The sequence below is a fragment of the Actinoplanes cyaneus genome (genome assembly GCF_016862095.1).
GTDB lineage: Bacteria > Actinomycetota > Actinomycetes > Mycobacteriales > Micromonosporaceae > Actinoplanes > Actinoplanes cyaneus.
In genome coordinates, this window is sequence record NZ_BOMH01000084.1 from 19493 (window position 1) to 40135 (window position 20643).

Consider the following 20643-nt stretch of genomic DNA (forward strand, 5'->3'; position numbering starts at 1 on the left):
CTACGGATGCGCGGGGACATCAGCCCAGAGGGAGGCTAGGAGTGCCGGATCGGCGCCCGTACCCCTAGCGCTCCCCTACCTGATCAGGCCCGGCCCAGCTGACTGTCGATGAATCTCAGCAGCTCATCGTCGTTGTCACCGGGCGCCGCGACGGCTGCCGGGGACGGCGTCGCGAGCCCGTCGAGCGAGGTGAGCAGCGACCGCAGCCGGATGCGCAGCTTCGTCTCGGTGATGGTGTCGGTGACCGCGGCGGCGAGCCGCCTCTCGATGTCGTCGAGCTGGTCGAAGACGGACAGCTCGACGTCCGGGACGATCTGCTTGCGCAGGTACGTGGCGAGCGCCGCCGGCGTCGGGTGGTCGAAGACCAGGGTGGCCGGGCAGCGCAGGCCCGTGGACGCGTTGACCCGGTTACGCAGCTCGACGGCGGTGACCGAGTCGAAGCCGATCTCGCGGAAGGCCCGGGCCGGCGGGATCCGGTCGGTGTCCTGGAAGCCGAGGACCGCCGCGATGTGCCCGCGCAGCATGTCGACCAGTTCCCGGTCGGCCTCCTCCGCCGGCAGGGCGCTCAGCCGCTCGCGCAGCGCGTCGTCCTGAACCAGCGCCTCCTCGGGCGTGGCCACCTCCAGCTCGGCGAAGAATCGGTTCGGGCGGGCCAGGCTGAACGCCGGCACGAACCGTCCCCAGTCCACGTCCGCGATCACCGGGGCCGGGCCGGCCAGCTGGGCCGCGGCGCGCCCGGGATCGAGCGGCCGGATACCCAGGCGCAGCAGCGACCCGTCGGCGGCCGCGGCGGCCGCGATGCCCCCGCCGGCCCACGGCGACCAGGCGATCGAGATCGCTCCGGGGCGCTGCGACGCGTACGCCTCCAGGTAGGCGTCGGCCGCCGCGGTGGCCGGGTGCCGGACGGTGCCCCAGACACCGGCCGCCGAGGTGAAGATCACGAACGTCGCCGCGCCGGTCAGCTCGGCGAGCAGGCGCGCGCCGGTGATCCGGACCTCGGCGATCCCGGCGATGCGGTCCGGGGTCAGATCGGCGATCGCGGTGTCCTCGCCGACGCCGGCCGCGTGGACGACCGCGTCGACCGGCCCGACCTCGGCGAGCAGCGCCGCGACCGCGTCCCGGTCGGCGAGATCGCACGCGTGGACCTGCGCATTCGGCAGGTCGGTCGAGCCGCCGCGGCGCGACACCAGGATGAGCCGGTCGGCACCGTTGGCCGCGGCCCAGCGGGCGGCATGACCGCCGAGCGCGCCGGTGCCGCCGGCGATCAGAACGGTGCCGCCGGGTTTCCAGCCACCGGTCGCGATGGTGGTGGGGCGCAGACGGCGAACCCAGGCGCGGCCGTCGCGCAGCGCGATCTGGTCCTCGCCCCGGCCGTTGGTGACGGCGGCCGCCAGCCCGGCGGCGCCGGACTCCGGCAGGTCGACCAGGCCACCCCAGCGCTGCGGGTGCTCGAGGGCGGCGACGCGGCCGAGCCCCCAGATCTGCGCCTGAGCCGGGTCGCGAGCCGGCTCCGGGCCGGCGGCGCCGCGGGTGACCACCCAGAGCGGGGCGTCGACACCTTCCAGGCTCTGGATGACGGCGACGGTCGCGGCGAAGTCCATCGCCGACACGACGCCGGCGAAGTCGCCCGCGATGACGGCCGGGGACAGCACCACGTCGGCGCCGGCGGCGGTCAGCTCGGCCGTCACCTCGTCGGCGAGGTCGCCTGCCGGGGCGACGACGAGCCAGCGACCGGTCAGGCGGGCGCCCGGATCGAGGTCCAGCGGCGCCCAGCCGATCGTGTAGCGGGTGGTCTGCTCGGGGGCCTGCTCGCCGGCGTCACTGGGCGAGAGCCAGTAGCGGCGGTGCTGGAAGGGGTAGGTGGGCGCGTCCGGGAGACGACGGCCGTGGGCGACCCACGGGGTCCAGTCGACGTCGGCGCCGCGCACCCAGCCCTCGCCCAGCGCCCGGATCCGGCCGGCCGGGCCGTCGTCGCCCCGGCGCAGGGTGCCCCACACACCGGCGTCCGGAGCGCACTGCTCCAGGGCCAGGGTCAGCACCGGGTGGCCGGAGACCTCGGCGAACAGGCGGAAGCCGTCCTGGGCGAGCCGGGTGACGACGGGAGCGAACCTCACCGGCTGACGCAGGTTGTCCCACCAGTACCGCGCGTCGACCGGCTCGGTGACCCGCTCGCCGGTGACCGTCGAATACCAGGGGATGACCGGGGTCGTGCCGGAGGTGCCCTTGATCGCGGTGAGCATGTCGTCGCGGACCGGCTCCACGTGCGCCGAGTGCGAGGCGTATCCGACCTCGATCTGCCGGGCACGCACACCCTGCTCTTCGCACCACGGCACGAACGCTGCGATCGCCGCGCGCTCACCGGCCACCACGACCTGGGTGGGCGAGTTGACCGCGGCGATCGTGATGCCGTCGCGCAGCCATCCGGTGACGGTATCGGCGCTCGCGCCGATAGACGCCATCCCGCCCGTGCCGTCCAGATCGACCAGCGCCTGCGACCGGGCGGCGACGACCCGGGCGCCGTCCTGCACGGACAGCGCGCCGGCCACCACTGCGGCGACCACCTCACCCTGCGAGTGGCCGACGACCGCGGCCGGGGTCACCCCGTGCGACTGCCACCACGCGGTCAACGCGACACCGACGGCCCACAGCACCGGCTGAACGATCTCGACCTTCGTCAGCCAGGACTCGTCATCACGCAGGATCTGCTCGACCGAGAAGCCCACCAACGGCCGCAACGCGGCGTCACACTCGCGCAACCGGGCCGCGAAGGACTCCTCCTCCAGCAGACCGACGGCCATGTGCAGCCACTGACCGCCCTGGCCCGGGTAGACGAAGACCGGGCTGTCGCCCAGGACGACGCCGGTCACCGCGGGCAGGCAGTCCGGGTCCCAGGCGACGGCGCGCTCGTTCAGACGGGCCCGGCCCGCCAGCGTGGCCGCCACGTCCACCAGCGCGGCGCCGTCGGCGACGAACTTCCGCACGACCTCGGTCTGTGCGCGCAGCCCGGCGGTATCGGCCGCCGACAGCAGCAGCGGCACCAGGCCCGCGGACGTGCTGGGCTCCACCGGGGCCGCGTCGGGCGCCTGCTCGATGATCACGTGCGAGTTGGTGCCGCTGACGCCGAACGCGGAGATGCCCGCGCGCCGCGGACGGCCGGTCTCCGGCCAGGGGCGCGCCTCGGTGAGCAGCTCGACACCGCCGAGCGCCCAGTCCACGTGCGGCGACGGCTCGTCGACGTGCAGCGTCCTGGGCAGGGCGCCGTGCCGGATGGCCTGCACCATCTTCATCAACCCGGCCATGCCGGCCGCGGCCTGCGTGTGGCCGAGGTTCGACTTGACCGAGCCGAGCCAGACCGGCTCCCCGGTGCGGCCCACGCCGTACGTCGCCAGCAGCGCGTTCGCCTCGATCGGGTCACCCAGGGTGGTTCCGGTGCCGTGCGCCTCGACCGCGTCGACGTCCCCCGGGCGCAGGCGGGCGTTGGCCAGCGCCTGCATGATCACCTTTTGCTGGGACGGGCCGCTGGGCGCGGTGAGGCCGTTCGACGCGCCGTCCTGGTTGACCGCGCTGCCGCGGACCACCGCCAGCACCGGCCGACCGGCCCTCTCGGCGTCGGAGAGCCGCTCGACGACCAGCACACCCACCCCCTCGGACCAGCCGGTTCCGTCGGCGGCCGCCGCGAACGACTTGCACCGCCCGTCGGCGGCCAGCCCGCCCTTGCGGCTGAACTCGACGAATGGCCCGGGCGTCGACATCACCGTGACACCGCCGACCAGCGCCAGCTCGCACTCGCCCTGCCGCAGCGCCTGCACGGCCAGGTGCAGCGCCACCAGCGACGACGAGCACCCGGTGTCCACCGTCATGGCCGGGCCCTCCAGGCCGAACGTGTACGAGATCCGCCCGGACAGCACGCTGGCCGCGTTGCCGGTGCCCAGATGCCCTTCCAGCGCGCTCGGGAACACGCCCATCGACCACAGGTAGTCGGAGCCGTTGGTGCCGGCGAAGACGCCGGTGCGGGTGCCGCGCAGCCCTGTCGGGTCGAGCCCGGCGCGTTCCAGCGCCTCCCACGAGCACTCCAGCAGCAGCCGCTGCTGCGGGTCCATGGCCACGGCCTCGCGCGGGGTGATGCCGAACAGCCGCGCGTCGAACCCGGCGACGTCGTCGAGGAAACCGCCCTCGCTGGTGTACGTGGTGCCCCGCACCGACGGGTCCGCGTTGACCAGGTCGCCGAGATACCAGCCCCGGTCGGTGGGGAACGGCGACATCGCGTCCACCCCGTCGGCCACCAGCCGCCACAGGTCGTCGGCGGAGGCCACGCCACCGGGGAATCGGCAGCTCATCGCGGTGATGGCGATCGGCTCGTCGAGGGTGGCGACGCTGCCCGTGACGGTCACGGTGGCCTCCGGCGCCGCGGTCGCGCCGACCTTGGCGAGCAGGTGCGCGGCCAGCGCGGCGGCGTTCGGGTGGTCGAAGACGACCGTGGCGGGCAAACCGATGCCGGTCTCGGCGCGCAGCCGGTTGCGCAGCTCGACCGCGGTCAGCGAGTCGAAGCCGAGCTCGCGGAACGGCCGTCGCGGCGGGATCTCGTCGCTGCCCGGGTGACCGAGCACGGCGGCCGCCGCGGAGCGGACGAACTCGAGCACGACCCGGTCCCGCTCGGCGGCGCCCAGCCCGGCCAGGCGGGTGGCCAGAGCGCTGCCGCCGGTGCCCGGATCGGTGGCGGCGGCCCGGTCGAGCACCTCCCGTACAGCCGGGATGTCGCCGATCAGGGGCCGGGGCCGTTCGGCGGTGAACAGCTCGGTGAAGCGCGGCCAGTCCACGTCGACCACGCAGACGTTGGTGTCGTCCTGGCCGACCGCGCGGCGCATCGCCTCGATCGCCTGCTCCGGCGCCAGCGCGACGATGCCGCGGCGGCGCAGGTCGGCGCCGACCTCGGCGGAAGCCATACCCGACTCGGCCCAGGAACCCCAGGCGATGGTCGTCATCCGCAGGCCGCGGGCGCGGCGCCGCTGGGCCAGGGCGTCCAGGGCGGCGTTGGCGGCGGCGTAGGCGGCGTGCGAGTGGCTGCCCCAGACGCCGGACAGCGACGAGAACGCGATGAACGCGTCGACCTCGCCGACCAGCTCGTCGAGGTGGACTGCGCCGGCCACCTTGCCGGCCAGCAGCGTGTCCAGCAGGCTCGCGTCGGTCTGTTCGAACGGCACGTTGGCGCCGACACCGGCCGCGTGCACGACAGCGTCGACCGGCCCGACGCCCGCCAGCAGCGCCTCGACCGCGGCCCGGTCGGCCAGGTCGCAGGCGTGCACCTCGGCGTTGGGCAGGTCGGTCGTACCGCCACGGCGCGACACCAGGATCAGCCGGTCGGCGCCGTTCCCGGCGGCCCAGCGGGCGATCCGGCCGCCCAGGGCGCCCGTGCCACCGGTGATCAGCACCGTGCCGCGAGGCTGCCAGGCCGCGGCGCCCTTGCGGGCCGGGGCGGGCACGACGCGCCGGGCCTGCACGCCGCCGGCGCGCAGCGCGAGCTGGTCCTCGGGCCCGAACGCGCCGGCCACGACGGTGCCGACCAGAGCGGGATCGGGGTCGGCCGGGATCTCCAGCAGGCCACCCCAGCGGTGCGCCATCTCCAGCCCGGCGATCCGGCCGAGACCGGCGACCTGCGCCTGGGCGAGGCTGCCGGTGTCGGCGGTGAGCACCCAGACGCGGGTGTCGTCGCCGGCCGCCTGGATCAGCGCCAGGGTGCCGGCCAGGCCGCGGGGCACGTGCGGGTGCCCGGTCATCGGGCGTTCGTCGAAGGAGAGCAGGGAGACGATTCCCGCGTACGGGCCCTCGGGCAGCGTGACCGCCGCGGCGTCCACCGTGATGGTCTCCGCGTCCGGCAGCACGTCCGGCACCTCGACGCCCTCGGGACGCACGACCAGCCAGCGCCCCTGCGGTCGTACGGGAGCGGGGGTCGCCAGCTTCTTCCAGGTCACCGCGTAACGCCAGCCGTCGATGGCGGCGGCGAGCCGGCGGCGGCCGTGCCAGGCGGCCAGGCCGTCCACGACCGGCTCGACGGCGGCCGTCTCCAGGCCCAGCTCGTCGGCCAGTGAGGCGGCGCCGGCCTCGACCGCGGCCCAGAACTCGGGGTCGCCGCCCCGATCGCGCCGCTGCTCCTCGGGGGTCAGCCAGTACCGGCGCCGCTGGAACGGGTAGGTGGGGAAGTCGGCGTCGCGCGCGATGCCGGCGAACCAGGACGACCAGTCGACGCGCACGCCGCGGACCCAGGCGTCACCGAGCGCGCGGATGCGTGCCTGCGGGCCGTCCTCGCCGCGGCGCAGCGTGCCCCAGACGGCGGCGTCCGGCGCGCACTGCTCCAGCGCGACGGTGACCACCGGGTGCCCGGAGACCTCGGCGAACAGGCCGAAGCCGGCCTCGGCGAGCTGCTGGATCACCGGGGCGAAGCGGACCTGCTGCCGCAGGTTCGTCCACCAGTAGTCGGCGCCGACCGGCTCGGTGACCCGCTCGCCGGTGACGGTGGAGTACCAGGGGATCGCCGGGGTGGCGCCGCGCACGTCGCCCAGGCCGTCCAGGATGGCCTCGCGCACCGGCTCGACCTGCGGCGAGTGCGAGGCGTAGCGGACCTCGACGAGCCGGGCGCGGACGCCCTGGGCCTCGCAGAACGGGATGAGCTCCCGCAGGCGGGGCCGGTCGCCGGCCACCACGACCTGGGCCGGCCCGTTGACCGCGGCGATGTTCAGGCCCGGCCGGTCGGCCAGCCACCGCTCGACCTGCTCGGCGGGGGCGCCGACCGACAGCATGCCGCCGTCGCCGGTGAGCCCGGCCAGCGGGGCGGACCGGGCGGTGACGACCCGGGCGCCGTCCTCGACCGAGAGCGCGCCGGCGACCACGGCCGCGACGACCTCGCCCTGCGAGTGGCCGACCACCGCGGCCGGGTGCACCCCGTAGGACTGCCACCACGCGGTCAGCGCGACGCCGACCGCCCAGAGCACCGGCTGGACCACTTCGACCCGGGTCAGCCAGTCGTCGGAGCCGCGCAGCACCTCCTCGACCGACCACCCGGTGTACGGGCGCAGGGCGGCGTCACACTCGCGCAGCCGGTCGGCGAAGGCGGCCTCCGCCAGCAGGCCGACGGCCATGTTCAGCCACTGGCCGCCCTGCCCGGGGTAGACGAAGACGATGTCCGAGCTCTCCGCCGCGGTGCCGATGACCTGCGGCGACTCCAGGGAGGCGCGGTCACAGGCGACGGCCCGCTCGGCGAGCGCGGCCCGCCCGGCCAGAGTGGCGGCGATGCCGGCCAGCGGCGCCTCGCGCCCGGCGACCGCGGCGATCTGCGCGCGCAGCGCGGCCGGGGTCGCGCCGGAGAGCAGGATCGGCACGGGCCGGTCGTCGTCCGGCTGAACCGCGGAGACCGGGTCGTCGCCCTGCTCCAGGATGACGTGGGCGTTCGTGCCGCTCATCCCGAACGAGGAGACCGCCGAGCGCCGTGCCCGCCCGCTCTCCGGCCACGGCCGGGCCTCGGTGAGCAGCGCGACCGCGCCGGACGACCAGTCCACCTTGGGCGTCGGCTCGTCCACGTGCAGGGTCTTCGGCAGGACACCGTGCCGCATCGCCTCGATCATCTTGATGATGCCGCCGACCCCGGCGGCCGCCTGCGTGTGCCCGATGTTCGATTTCAGCGATCCGAGCCAGAGGGGAAGATCCCGATCCTTGCCGTACGTCGCCAGCAGCGCCTGTGCCTCGATCGGATCACCCAGGGTGGTGCCGGTGCCGTGTGCCTCGACCGCGTCGACCTCCTGCGCCGTCAGCCCGGCGTCGGCCAGCGCGGCCCGGATCACCCGGCGCTGGGCCGGCCCGTTCGGTGCGGTCAGCCCGTTGGACGCGCCGTCCTGGTTGATCGCCGTCCCGCGGACCACCGCGAGCACCGTGCGCCCGGCCGCACGGGCCGACGACAGCCGCTCGACGAGCAGCACGCCCGCGCCCTCGCCCCAGCCGGTCCCGTCGGCGCCGGCGGCGAACGACTTGCACCGCCCGTCGGCGGCGAGCCCGCGCTGCCGGGAGAACTCCAGGAAGGTGCCCGGTGTCGACATCACCAGCACACCCGCGACCAGCGCCTGGTCGACCTCGCCGCGACGCAGCGCCTGCACGGCCAGGTGCAGCGCGACCAGCGACGACGAGCAGGCGGTGTCCACGGTGACGGCCGGCCCCTCCAGACCGAACGTGTACGCCAGCCGACCGGACAGCACGCTGGCAGCGTTCCCGGTGCCCAGGTGTCCCTCGAGTTCGCCCGGGTGGTCGCCGAGCAGCCCCAGGTAGTCCTGGTCGTTGCTGCCGGTCCAGACGCCCGTGCGCGCCCCGCGCTGCCCGAGCGGGTCCAGACCGGCCCGTTCGAAGGCCTCCCAGGCGCACTCCAGCAGCAGCCGCTGCTGCGGGTCCATCGCGCGCGCCTCGCGGGGGCTGATCCCGAACAGCGACGCGTCGAAGTCACCGGCGTCGTACAGGAAGCCGCCACCTCGGGCGAACGACGTACCGGCCGCGTCCGGGTCGTCGCTGAACAGCCCGGTGAGGTCCCAGCCGCGGTCGGCCGGGAACTCGCCGATGGCGTCGCGGCCGTCGGCGACCAGCCGCCACAGGTCCTCCGGTCCCCGCACCCCACCGGGATAGCGGCAGGCGGTGCCGACGACGGCGATCGGCTCGGTCGCCCGGGCGGTGGCCTCCTGCTGCTGACGGCGCAGCCGGTCGGTCTCCTTGAGGGCGCTGCGCAGCGCCTCGACGATCTTGTGATCCGGCTGGGTCATCTGTCACTCCGTGTCGGTCGGGGTGTCGCCGAGGGCGAGTTTCACGAGGTCGTCGACGTTCATGTCGTCGAAGTCGCTCTCCGGCTCGGGTGCGGCGCCGACGACGGCCGGGGCCAGGCGCACCAGGCGGGACAGCAGCCCTGACTCGCGCAGCCACTCGACCGGGATCGCGGCCAGGGCGGCGCGGACCTCGGCGTCGGACAGATCGGGCTGCGCGTCGGCCGGGGCGAACAGCTCACCGAGGTACCCGGCGAGCGCGTCGGCGTTCGGGTAGTCGAAGACCAGCGTCGGCGACAGCGGCAGCCCGGTCGCGGACAGGAGCCGGTCGCGCAGCTGCACCGCGGTCAGCGAGTCGAAGCCGAGCTCGGTGAACGCCCGCCCGGCCGGCACCGCGTTGCCGGAGGTGTGCCCGAGCACGGCGGCCACCTCGTCACGCACCAGGCGCAGCAGCCGCCGGGCGCGCTCGGGCGGGTCCAGCTCGCCGAGGTCGTTCGCGGCCGGCACCGGCAGCTCCGGCGCCGGGGCGAGCTCGGCGAACAGCGGGCGGTGCCGAGCGGCCGAGAACACCGGCACGAACCGTTTCCAGTCCACGTCGGCGACCGTGACGCAGACGTCGCCCGCCCCGACCGCGACGCTCATCGCCTCCAGTGCGCGCTCGGGCGCCATCGGGGTCAGCCCACGCCGGCGCAGCAGGTCGGCGACCTGCTCGTCGGCGGCCATGCCGATCCGCGCCCACGGGCCCCACGCGATCGCCGTGCCCGGCCGGCCCTCGGCCCGGCGGCGGACGACGAGCGCGTCGAGGGCCGCGTTGGCGGCGGCGTAGGCGCCCTGCTCACCGCTGCCCCAGATCCCGGCGATCGAGGAGAAGACGATCAGCGGCACCTCGGGCAGCAGCTCGTCGAGGTGGGCGGCGCCCATGACCTTTCCGGCCGCGACCCGGAGCAGGTTCTCCGCGTTCTCGGCGGAGAGGGGAACATCGTCGCTGACGCCGGCCGCGTGGATCACCGCGTCGACCGGGCCGATCTGCGCGAGCAGGGCCGCCACGGCGGCGCGGTCGGACAGGTCGCAGGCGTGGACTTCGGCGCCGGGCAGGTCCGAGACGCCGCCCCGGCGGGACACCAGGACGAGCCGCTCGGCGCCGTTCGCCGCGGCCCACCGGGCGACCTCGGTGCCCAGTCCGCCGGTGCCACCGGTGATCAGCACGGTGCCGGCCGGCTTCCACGCGGCGGCGCCGGGCGGCACGGGCGCCGGGACCAGCCGCCGCGCGCGCAGACCGTCCGGTCCGTTGGCGAGCTGGTCCTCGTCGCCGCCGAGGACACCGGGCTCGAAGTCCCCGGACACGATGCCGCCCCAGCGCGACGGGTGTTCCAGCGCGAACACGCGGGCCAGACCCCAGGTGGCCGGGTCGTCGCTGACGATCCAGTGCGGGACGTCCAGGTCACGGTGGACGAGGGCGAGCAGCTCGGCCGGGCTGCCGGCCACGGCGACGACGCCGTCGAGCTCGCCGGTGGCCTCCCGGGTGACCTGAGCGCCGGCCGCGCGCATCGCCGCGACGAGGGTGTCGTCCCCGAGCACGAGCCAGGTCCCGGTCACCGCCGTGGCCGGCCGCGGGACCGGCTGCCAGGTGATCCGGTACCGCCACGACTCGGTGCCCGGCCGCGCCGCGTCGAGCCAGAACCGGCGGCGGTGGAAGGCGTACGTGGGCAGGTCCACCCGGCGCCCACCGGGGATGACAGCGGACCAGTCGACCGGTGTGCCGGTCACGAACAGTGTCGCCAGGGCGGTCAGCGCGGTCTCGGCCTCGTCCCGGTCGCGGCGCAGCAGTGGGACGGCGTCCGGTACCAGCGCCGAGAGCACGGCGTCCGGTCCCAGCTCGACGAACCGGTACCCGGCCAGCGGCGCCACCGCGTCGGCGAAGCGCACGGTCTCGCGCACGTGCGCCTCCCAGTACTCCGGGTCCGACCAGCGGTCGTGGCCAGGCGCGAACGTGAGGTCGGCGACCACCGCGCGGAACTCCTCGAGCATCGGTTCCATGAGCCGTGAGTGGAACGCGTGCGAGGTCCGCAGCGGGGTCGTCTTCCAGCCGTGCTCCTCGACCGGCGCGATCTCCGCCCGCGTCCCGGAGACCACGACAGCCGCCGGCCCGTTCACCGCGGCGATGTCCACGCCCGGGAACGCCGCCCGGACCTGCTCCTCGGACGCCCGGACGGCGAGCATCACGCCGCCGGCCGGGAGTGCCTGCATGAGCCGGCCGCGCGCGGTGACCAGCCGGGCCGCGTCCGCCAGCGACAGCACACCGGCCACGTGCGCTGCGGCGATCTCGCCGATCGAGTGCCCGACCAGCGCGTCCGCGGTGACGCCCCAGGACGTGACCAGCGCGTGCAGGGCCACCTCGACCGCGAAGATCGCCGGCTGGGCGAACTCGGTCATGTCCAGCAGCGCCGGGTCCTGCATCACCGCGGCCAGCGGCTTTGTCAGATGCGCGTCCAGCGCCGCTGCCACCTCGGCGAACGCGCCCGCGTAGACCGGGAACGCGGCGGCCAGCCCGGTACCCATGCCGGCCCGTTGCGCGCCCTGTCCGGTGAACAGGAAAGCGCGCTTGCCGCGGGCCGCGACGCCGCGAATCGGCTCGGCTGTACGGCTCAGGTACACCGCCCGGTGCGGCAGCGCGGCCCGCCGGGTGCTGGTCCACGCGGCGTCGGCCGGGTCCAGCTCCGGGTGGGCGGCGAGGTGGCGCAGCAGCTGCTCACCCTGGCGGCGCACGGCGTCCTCGTCCGGACCGCTGACCACCAGCGGCGCCGGCCTCCCCGGGACCGGATCGGTCTCGGTCACGGCCGGGGCCTCTTCGATGATCACGTGCGCGTTCGTGCCGCTGATCCCGAACGAGGAGATCCCGGCCCGGCGTGGTTTCTCGCCCGCGGGCCAGGGCCGGGCGGTGGTCAGCAGCTCGACCTTCCCGGCGCTCCAGTCCACCGCCGGGGCCGGCCGGTCCACGTGCAGTGTCGGCGGCAGCAGCTCGTGCCGCAGCGCCTGGACCATCTTGATGATCCCGGCCGCGCCGGCCGCCGATTGCGTGTGCCCGATGTTCGACTTGATCGAGCCGAGCCGCAACGGAACATCACGATTCTGCCCGTACGTCGCGAGCAGCGCCTGCGCCTCGATCGGGTCACCGAGGGTGGTGCCGGTGCCGTGCGCCTCGACCGCGTCCACGTCACCGGTGCCGAGTCCGGCGTCGGCGAGTGCCTGCCGGATCACCCGCTGCTGGGCGGGGCCGTTGGGGGCGGTCAAGCCACTGGACGCGCCGTCCTGGTTGACGGCGGTGCCGCGTACCAGGGCAAGGATGTGATGCTTGTTGCGCAGCGCGTCGGAGAGCCGCTCGACCAGCAGCAGACCGGCGCCCTCGCCCCAGCCGGTGCCGTCGGCGGCCGCCGCGAACGACTTGCAGCGTCCGTCGGCGGCGAGCCCGCGCTGGCGGGAGAAGCCGATGAAGGTCTCCGGCGTCGCCATCACCGCCACGCCGCCGGCGAGCGCGAGGTCGCACTCGCCCGAGCGCAGCGCGCGGACCGCCAGGTGCAGCGCCACCAGCGACGACGAGCACGCGGTGTCGATGGTCAGCGCCGGTCCTTCCAGGCCCAGCGTGTAGGCGATGCGCCCGGAGGCGACGCTGCCGGAGTTGCCGGTGCCCAGGTACGCCTCGGCCTCGTCGGGCACGTCGAGGCCCGGCCGCGCGGCGTAGTCGTGGTACATCATGCCGGTGTAGACGCCGGTGCGGCTGCCGCGCAGGCCGAGCGGGTCCACCCCGGCACGCTCCAGGGCCTCCCAGGCAATCTCCAGCAGCAGGCGCTGCTGCGGGTCCATGGCCAGCGCCTCGCGCGGCGAGATGCCGAACAGCTCCGGATCGAAGTCGGCCGCGTCGTAGAGGAAGCCGCCCTCCCGCGCGTACGACGTTCCGGGGTGGTCGGGGTCCGGGTGGTAGAGGTTCTCCACGTCCCAGCCCCGGTCGGCGGGGAAGAGACCGATGCCGTCACGGCCCTGCGCGACCAGGTCCCACAGGTCGTCCGGCGTGGTCACGCCACCCGGGTACCGGCAGCCCATGCCGATGATCGCGATCGGTTCCGGGGTGCCGGACTCGACCTCGGCGAGCCGCTTGCGGGTCTGGTGGAGGTCGGCGGTCACCCGCTTCAGGTAGTCCCGGAGCTTCTGCTCACTCGACGACACGCGTCACCTCACTGCGGGGTTGCCGGAGCGCGCCGCACACACCGGCGGCACCGTCCGGCACGGTAGGAGCGGGCCCGAACCCCCCTCAACCCCTACCGCTCCCTTACGGATCGCCGGCCAAGGTTTGGTAGCCGTGCGGAACGCACCAGGACGACCGGCGTCGACCTGTGCCGGCGCCGTAGCGGCGGGCCACCGCCGAGGCAACAGCCGTCACGGTCGGAGCGCGGCGGGTGCGACGGCGGCGTCCACCCGCCCGGGCCGTGGCGGGTCCGCATGACGGCGCCGACCCCGGTCGAGTCGCAGAAGGCCTACAGGCCCAGCTCCTTGTCGATGAAGGCGAACATCTCCTCGTCGCTGGCGTCGTCGAGGCGCTCGGTGACCTCGTCGTCCCCGGTCGGCTGCAGTCCGGCGAGCAGCTTGCGGAGACGGTCGGCGATCTTCTCCCGTACGGCCTGGTCCAGACCGTCCGCGGACACCGCCGCCTCGAAGCGGTCGAGCTCCTCCAGCGCCGGCAGCACCGGCGCGGCCGGGGTGAGCGCGTCACGCAGGTGCGCGGCCAGATCCTGCGGCGTCGGGTAGTCGAAGATGACCGTGGCCGGCAGGCGCAGGCCGGTGGCGGTGCTCAGGCCGTTGCGCAGCTCGACCGCGGTCAGCGAGTCGAAGCCCAGATCCAGGAATCCGCGTGTCGGCTCGATCGGCTGCCCGTCGGCGTAGCCGAGCACCGCGGCCACGTGCCGGTGCACCAGGTCGAGCAGGAACTCCTGACGGGCCTCGGGAGTCAGGCCGGCGAGCCGCTGCCCGACCGGTTCGGCCGGTGCGACGGTGCCGGCGCGGGCGGCCGCGGGCCGGACCAGGCCGCGCAGCAGGTGCGGGATCTCGCCCGAGGCCCGCACGGCGGCCAGGTCGAGCCGGATCGGCAGCACCGCCGCCTCGGTCGCGCCGACCGCGGCGTCGAAGGCGGCGAGCCCACGTGGCACGTCGAACGTGAGCGTCCCGGACCGGGCCATCCGCTGGCGGGCGCTCTCGTCGAGCGCGCCGGCCATGCCGCCCTCGGCCCAGGGACCCCAGGCCAGGGCGTGTCCGGGCAGCCCGAGGTCACGCCGGTGCTGGGCGAGGGCTTCCAGGAACGCGTTGGCGGCGGCGTAGTTGGCCTGCCCGGGCGTGCCGAAGGTGGCCGAGGCCGAGGAGAACAGCACGAACGCCGACAGGTTCTTGTCCCGGGTCAGCTCGTGCAGGTGCAGCGCACCCTCGACCTTGGGCGTGAGCACCCGGTCCAGCCGGTCGGGGGTCAGCTGCTCGACGATGCCGTCGTCGAGCACACCGGCGGTGTGCACCACCGCGGTGACCGGGTGCTCGGCCAGCACGCGGGCGAGCGCGTCCCGGTCGGCGACGTCCGCGGCGACCAGGGTCACCTCGGCGTCGAGCTCCTCGGCCAGGTGAGCCCCGCCGCCGCTGCGGCTGAGCAGGACCAGGCTCCGCACCCCGTGGTGGGCGACCAGGTGCCGGGCGACGTGCCCGGCCAGGGTGCCGGAGGCGCCGGTGATCAGGACCGGTCCGGCGCCGAACGACGCCGGCCGGCCGGTGGTGGTCCGAGCCAGGCGCGGCGCGAGCAGCTCACCGCCACGGAGGCTGACTTCGGGCTCATCGGCGGCGAGCGCGGCCGGTACGGCGGCCCACGACTTCTCGTCCACGCCGACGATCCGGACGCGGCCCGGGTTCTCCTGCTGGGCCGAGCGGAGCAGTCCCCGCACGGCCGTGCCGGCCAGGGTGTCCGCGGTGAGCACCACCAGGGTGGCCGTGGTCGCCAGGGTGCGCTGCACGACCTCCAGGACCCGGCGCAGCTCGGCGGCGGTCCGATCGGCCGGGACGTCACCGGCGTACAGCAGGATCGTCCGGTCGTCGGCGGGCACCACCGGCAGCTGCGGCACCGAGGTCCCGATCACCGTCCAGCCGATCGCCCGCCCGGCCTCCGGCGTGGGCACCGGGACCCAGTCGACGGCGTACAGGTCGCTGACGCCGGGCTGGGCCGACGGGGCCGGCCGCATGACCAGCGAACCGGCGGTCAGCACCGGTGCGCCGGTCGCGGTGAACGCCTCCAGGCGCAGGGTGTCGGTGATCCGTACCCGCAACCGGTCGGCGCCGGTGGCGTACACGGTCACGTCCGTCCAGCTGAACGGGATGCGAGCTACCGCCTCGTCGTCTCCGTCCGCGACGGCGAGCGCGTGCAGGGAGGCGTCGAGCAGGGCGGGATGCACCCCGAACCGAGGTGCTGTGCGCTGCTGCTCGTCGTTGAGGGCGACCTCGGCGTACAGGTCGCCGCCGCGCTTCCAGACGGCCTGCAGGCCCCGGAAGGCGGGACCGTAGTCGAGGCCGAGGTCCGACAGGCTCGGGTAGAGGTCGTCGATCGGCACCGAGGTGGCGCCGGCCGGCGGCCAGACCGCCAGGTTCGCCGGGACCGGGGCACTCGCGGCGCCCAGGGTTCCGGTCGCGTGGTGCAGCCACTCCCCCTGGTCGGTGCGCGAGTGGATACGCAGGTCTCGACCGTTGACGGTGATCTGCAGCTGGACCGTGCCCTGCTCCGGGACGACCAGCGGGGCATGCAAGGTCAGCTCCTCCACCGTGCCGGTGCCGGCTCGTAGCGCCAGGTCGAGCAGTGCGGTGCCGGGCAGCAGCGCGACGCCGGAGACGACGTGGTCGGCCAGCCAGGGGTGCGTACGCAGCGACAGGCTGCCGGTGAGCACGGCCCCGTCCCCGCCGGCCAGCGGCACCACCGCTCCGAGCAACGGATGGTCGGTGGTGTCGAGACCGGCCGCCCGCAGGTCGCCGGCGCCGCGCGACGGCGTGATCCAGTAGCGGCTGCGCTGGAAGGCGTAGGTCGGTAGCGCGGCCGGTCGCACCCCCTCGTGCAGGGCCGTCCACTCCACGGCGGTGCCCCCGGCGAAGAGTGTCGCGAGGGCGGTCAGGGCGGTGGTGACCTCGTCGCGGCCGCGTCGCAGCAGCGGCACCGCGTCGTCGACCATGGCCGACAGCACCGCGTCCGGGCCGAGTTCGACGAACCGGACGTCGTCGCCGGCCTGCGCGACCGCGTCGGCGAACCGCACGGTGTCCCGCACGTGCGCCACCCAGTAGGCCGGATCCGACCAACGCCCGTGACCGGGCGCGAACGTCAACCCGGCGACCACTGTCCGGAACTCGTCGAGCATCGGCTCCATCAACCGCGAGTGGAACGCGTGCGAGGTCCGCAACCGTCGCGTCTTCCAAGCGCTCTGCTCGACCGCGGCGACGTCCTGCTCATGACCGGAAACCACCACCGCGGTCGGACCGTTGACCGCCGCGATGTCGACATCCGGGAACGCCGCCCGGACCTCGGCCTCGGGCGCCTGCACGGCCAGCATCACGCCACCATCCGGCAGTGCCTGCATCAGCCGGCCGCGGGCGGTGACCAGGGTTGCCGCGTCGGCCAGCGACAGCACGCCGGACACGTGCGCGGCCGCGATCTCGCCGATCGAGTGACCGACCAGCACGTCCGGGCGCACACCCCAACTGTCCAGCAGCGCGTGCAACGCCACCTCGACCGCGAAGATCGCCGGCTGGGCGTAACCGGTCCGATGAATCAACTCCTCATCGGCCAGCACCACGCTCAACGGCCGGTCCAAGTGCTGATCGACGTGCAGAGCCACCCGATCGAAGGCCTCGGCGAACACCGGGAACACCTCGTAGAGGCCCTGGCCCATACCGGCACGCTGCGAACCCTGGCCGGTGAACAGGAAACCGAGCCGGGCGGGGGACGACACCCCACGGACGACGGCGTCGCCCAGCAGCACCGCGCGGTACGGCAGCGCGGCCCGGGTTGCGGCCGCCGCGCCGATCCGCCGCGGGTCGCCGGTCACCTGCCGCACCCGGTCGAGCTGAGCTTGCAGCGCGGCGTCGCTGTGGCCGGACACGGGCACCGGCACCACCGGAAGATCGGTGACCGCGGGCTCGGGGTCCGCGGCCGGGGCCTCTTCGAGCACCACGTGCGCGTTGGTCCCGCTCACCCCGAACGCGGAGACACCCGCGCGGCGCACCCGTTCGCCCCGTTCCCAGGGCCGGGCCTCGGTGAGCAGCTCGATCTCGCCCGCCGACCAGTCCACGTGCGGCGACTTCTCGCTCGCGTGCAGCGTCGCGGGCAGCACCTCGTTACGCAGCGCGAGGACCATCTTCGCGATGCCCGCCACGCCGGCCGCGGCTTGGGTGTGGCCGATGTTGGACTTGACCGAGCCGAGCCACAGCGGCTGCGACCGGTCCTGACCATAGGTGGCCAGCAGCGCCTGCGCCTCGATCGGGTCACCCAGCGTGGTACCGGTGCCATGCGCCTCGACCGCGTCCACGTCCGACGTGCTCAGGCCCGCGGCGGCCAGGGCGGCCCGGATCACCCGCTGCTGGGCGGGGCCGTTCGGGGCGGTCAGCCCGTTCGACGCGCCGTCCTGGTTGACCGCCGTGCCGCGGACCACCGCCAGGATCTCGTGCCCGTTGCGGCGCGCGTCCGAGAGCCGCTCGACCAGCAGCATCCCGGCGCCCTCGGACCAGCCGGTGCCGTCGGCGGCCGCGCCGAACGACTTGCACCGCCCGTCCGGCGACAGGCCGCGCTGCCGGGAGAACTCGACGAACACATCCGCGTTGGGCATCACCGTGACACCGCCGACCAGCGCCATCGAGCATTCGCCCGAGCGCAGCGCCTGCCCGGCCAGGTGCAGGGCGACCAGCGACGACGAACACGCCGTGTCGACGGTGACCGCCGGGCCCTCCAGCCCGAACGTGTAGGCGACCCGGCCGGACATGACCGAGGAGGCCGTGCCGGTGAGCATGTGCCCCTCCAGGCCGTCGACCGACTCGCCCGGGCCGTTGCCGTACCCCATGAACGAGGCGCCGACGAACACGCCCACCGCTTCGCCGCGCAGGCCGAGCGGGTTGACCCCGGCGCTTTCGAACGCCTCCCACGAGGTCTCCAGCAGCAGCCGCTGCTGCGGGTCCATCGCGGTCGCCTCGCGCGGCGAGATGCCGAACAGCCCCGCGTCGAACTCGGCCGCCTGGTAGAGGAAGCCGCCCTCGCGGGCGTACGTGGTGCCCGGGTGGTCCGGGTCCGGGTGATAGAGGCGGTCGATGTCCCAGCCACGGTCGGCCGGGAACTGCCCGATGCCGTCCCGGCCCGCCGCGACGAGCTCCCAGTACTGCTCCGGGGTCTCCACCCCGCCGGGCAGCCGCAGTCCCATGCCGACGATCACGATCGGATCGTCGCCGGTCACCGCGGCGGCCTCGGCTCGCGGTTGCGGCGCGGCCTCACCGACGAGCTTTTCCCGTACGTACGAGGCGAGCCGCGCCGAGTCCGGGTGGTCGAACGCGAGCGTAGCGGGGAGCGCGAGCCCGGTCGACGACCGGAGCCGGTTACGCAGCTCGACCGCGGTGAGCGAGTCGAAGCCCAGCTCCTTGAAGGCACGACCGGGCTCGATCGCGGCGGCCGAGGTGTGCCCGAGGGCGGCCGCGACCTCGGTGCGCACCACGTCGAGTACGGTCCGCTGCCGTTCGGCCTCGGTCATCCCGGTCAGGCGCTCGGCCAGCTCGCTCTGCGAGGCGGGCGCGGCGGTGACCGCGGCCGCCTCGGGCAGCCGGTCGAAGAACGGGCGGGCCCGGGTGGCGGTGAACAGCGGCAGGAAGTCGCTCCACCGTACGTCCGCGATCGTCACCGTCCCCTCACCGACCCCAACCGCGTGGGCGAGAGCGGTCAGCGCGAGCTGCGGAGCCATCGGGTCGAGGCCCCGGCGGCGCAGTTGCGCGGCGACCTCCGTACCGGCGGCCATGCCGACCTGTGCCCACGGGCCCCAGGAGATCGCGGTGCCCGGCCGCCCGGCCGCGCGGCGGCGGGTGACCAGGGCGTCCAGGGCCGCGTTGGCCGCGCCGTAGGCGGCCTGGCCCACGCTGCCCCAGATGCCGGAGATCGAGGAGAACACCACGAACGCGTCCACGTCGCCGGCCAGTTCGTCCAGATGCCGCGCGCCGTCGACCTTGCCGCGGATGACCCGGTCGAGGTGGTCCGGGCCGGCGTCCACGATGGTGACGTCCTCGCTCACCCCGGCCGCGTGGATCACCGCGTCCACCGGGCCGACCTCGGCGAGCAGGGCCGCGACCGCGTCCCGGTCGGCCAGGTCGCACGCGTGCACCTCGGCGTTCGGCACGTCGGTGGCGCCGCCGCGGCGGGAGACCAGGATCAGCCGCTCGGCGCCGTTCGCCGCGGCCCACCGCGCGACCTGTGAGCCCAGGCCACCGGTGCCGCCGGCGACCAGCACCGTGCCGCGGGGCTGCCAAGCGGCGCCGAGCGGGGCCGGCGCGTGCTCGATGCGGCGCACGAGGATCCCGCCGCCGCGCACCGCGGCCTGGTCCTCGGCGCCCAGCGCGCCGGAGAGCACCGCGGCGACGCGGCCCTCCGCCCGGCGGTCGAGGTCGGCCGGCAGGTCGAGCAGGCCGCCCCAGAACTCGGGGTGCTCCAGCGCGGCGGCCCGTCCGAGGCCCCACAGCTGCGCCTGGTCCACGTCGGCCGCGCCGTCGGCCCGGCCGGTCGCCACCGCACCACGGGTGACCAGCCACAACGGCGCGGTGACGGCGGCCGTCGCCAGCGATCGGATCAGCTCCGCGGCCTCCTGCGGGCCGGCCGGTGCGGCGAGGATCCCGCCGGCCTCGCGCACGTCGGTGACCACGGTGGCGCCGAGCCGCTCCAGCATTGCCGCCAGCGTGTCGTCGCCGATCACGGCCCAGGAGCCGGACAGTCGCACCGGGCCCGGGTCGGTGACCGGTTCCCAGGTGACCCGGTACCGCCAGCCGTCCACGGTGGCCCGCTCGCGGCCCTGCGCGCGCCAGCCGGCCAGCGCCGGGAGCACGCCGTCCAGGGCGGATTCGGTCACGCCGAGCTGAGCGGCGAGGCCGGACAGGTCACCCTCCTCGACCCGGCTCCAGAAGCCCGCCTCGACCGGGTCCGCGGCGGCAGCGCGGAACTCCAGCCAGTACCGCTGCCGCTGGAAGGAGTAGGTGGGCAGCTCGGCGGGCTCGACGCCGACGAACAGCGCGTTCCAGTCCACCGGTACGCCGTTGACCCACAGCCGAGCCAGTCCGCTCAGCGCCGTGGTCACCTCGTCGCGGTCCCGCCGCAGCAGCGGCACCGCGTCCTCCACCATCGCCGACAGCACCGCGTCCGGACCGAGCTCGACGAAACGGACGTCGTCGTGTGCCGCGACGGCGTCGGCGAACCGCACGGTGTCCCGCACGTGCGCCACCCAGTAGGCCGGATCCGACCAGCGCTCGTGGCCTGGCTGGAACGTCAACCCGGCGACCACCGCGCGGAACTCGGCCAGCATCGGCTCCATCAACCGCGAATGGAACGCATGACTGGTCCGCAACCGTCGCGTCTTCCAAGCGCCCTGCTCGACCGCCGCAACATCTGCCTCGTGACCAGAAACGACCACCGCGGTCGGACCGTTGACCGCCGCGATGTCGACATCCGGGAACGCCGTGCGGACGTCGGCCTCCGACGCCTGCACGGCCAGCATCACGCCACCGGCCGGCAGCGCCTGCATCAACCGGCCGCGGACGGTCACCAGCGTCA

2 protein-coding genes and 1 pseudogene are annotated in these 20643 nt (G+C 74.9%); all 3 read right to left on the reverse strand.

Features of this window, described 5'->3' with window-relative positions; all coding sequences use genetic code 11:
• Positions 1-83: 83 nt before the first annotated feature.
• Positions 84-8792, reverse strand: a complete 8709-nt coding sequence (locus tag Acy02nite_RS46995; protein ID WP_275407310.1) for a type I polyketide synthase — start codon at positions 8790-8792, stop codon at positions 84-86.
• A gap of 3 nt (positions 8793-8795) precedes the next feature.
• Positions 8796-13004 (reverse strand): annotated as a pseudogene (locus tag Acy02nite_RS47585) (type I polyketide synthase); the annotation flags it as partial.
• Between the two features lie 314 nt (positions 13005-13318).
• Positions 13319-20643 (reverse strand): SDR family NAD(P)-dependent oxidoreductase (locus Acy02nite_RS47410; RefSeq protein WP_438820876.1); only part of this gene is annotated, 7325 nt, incomplete at its 5' end.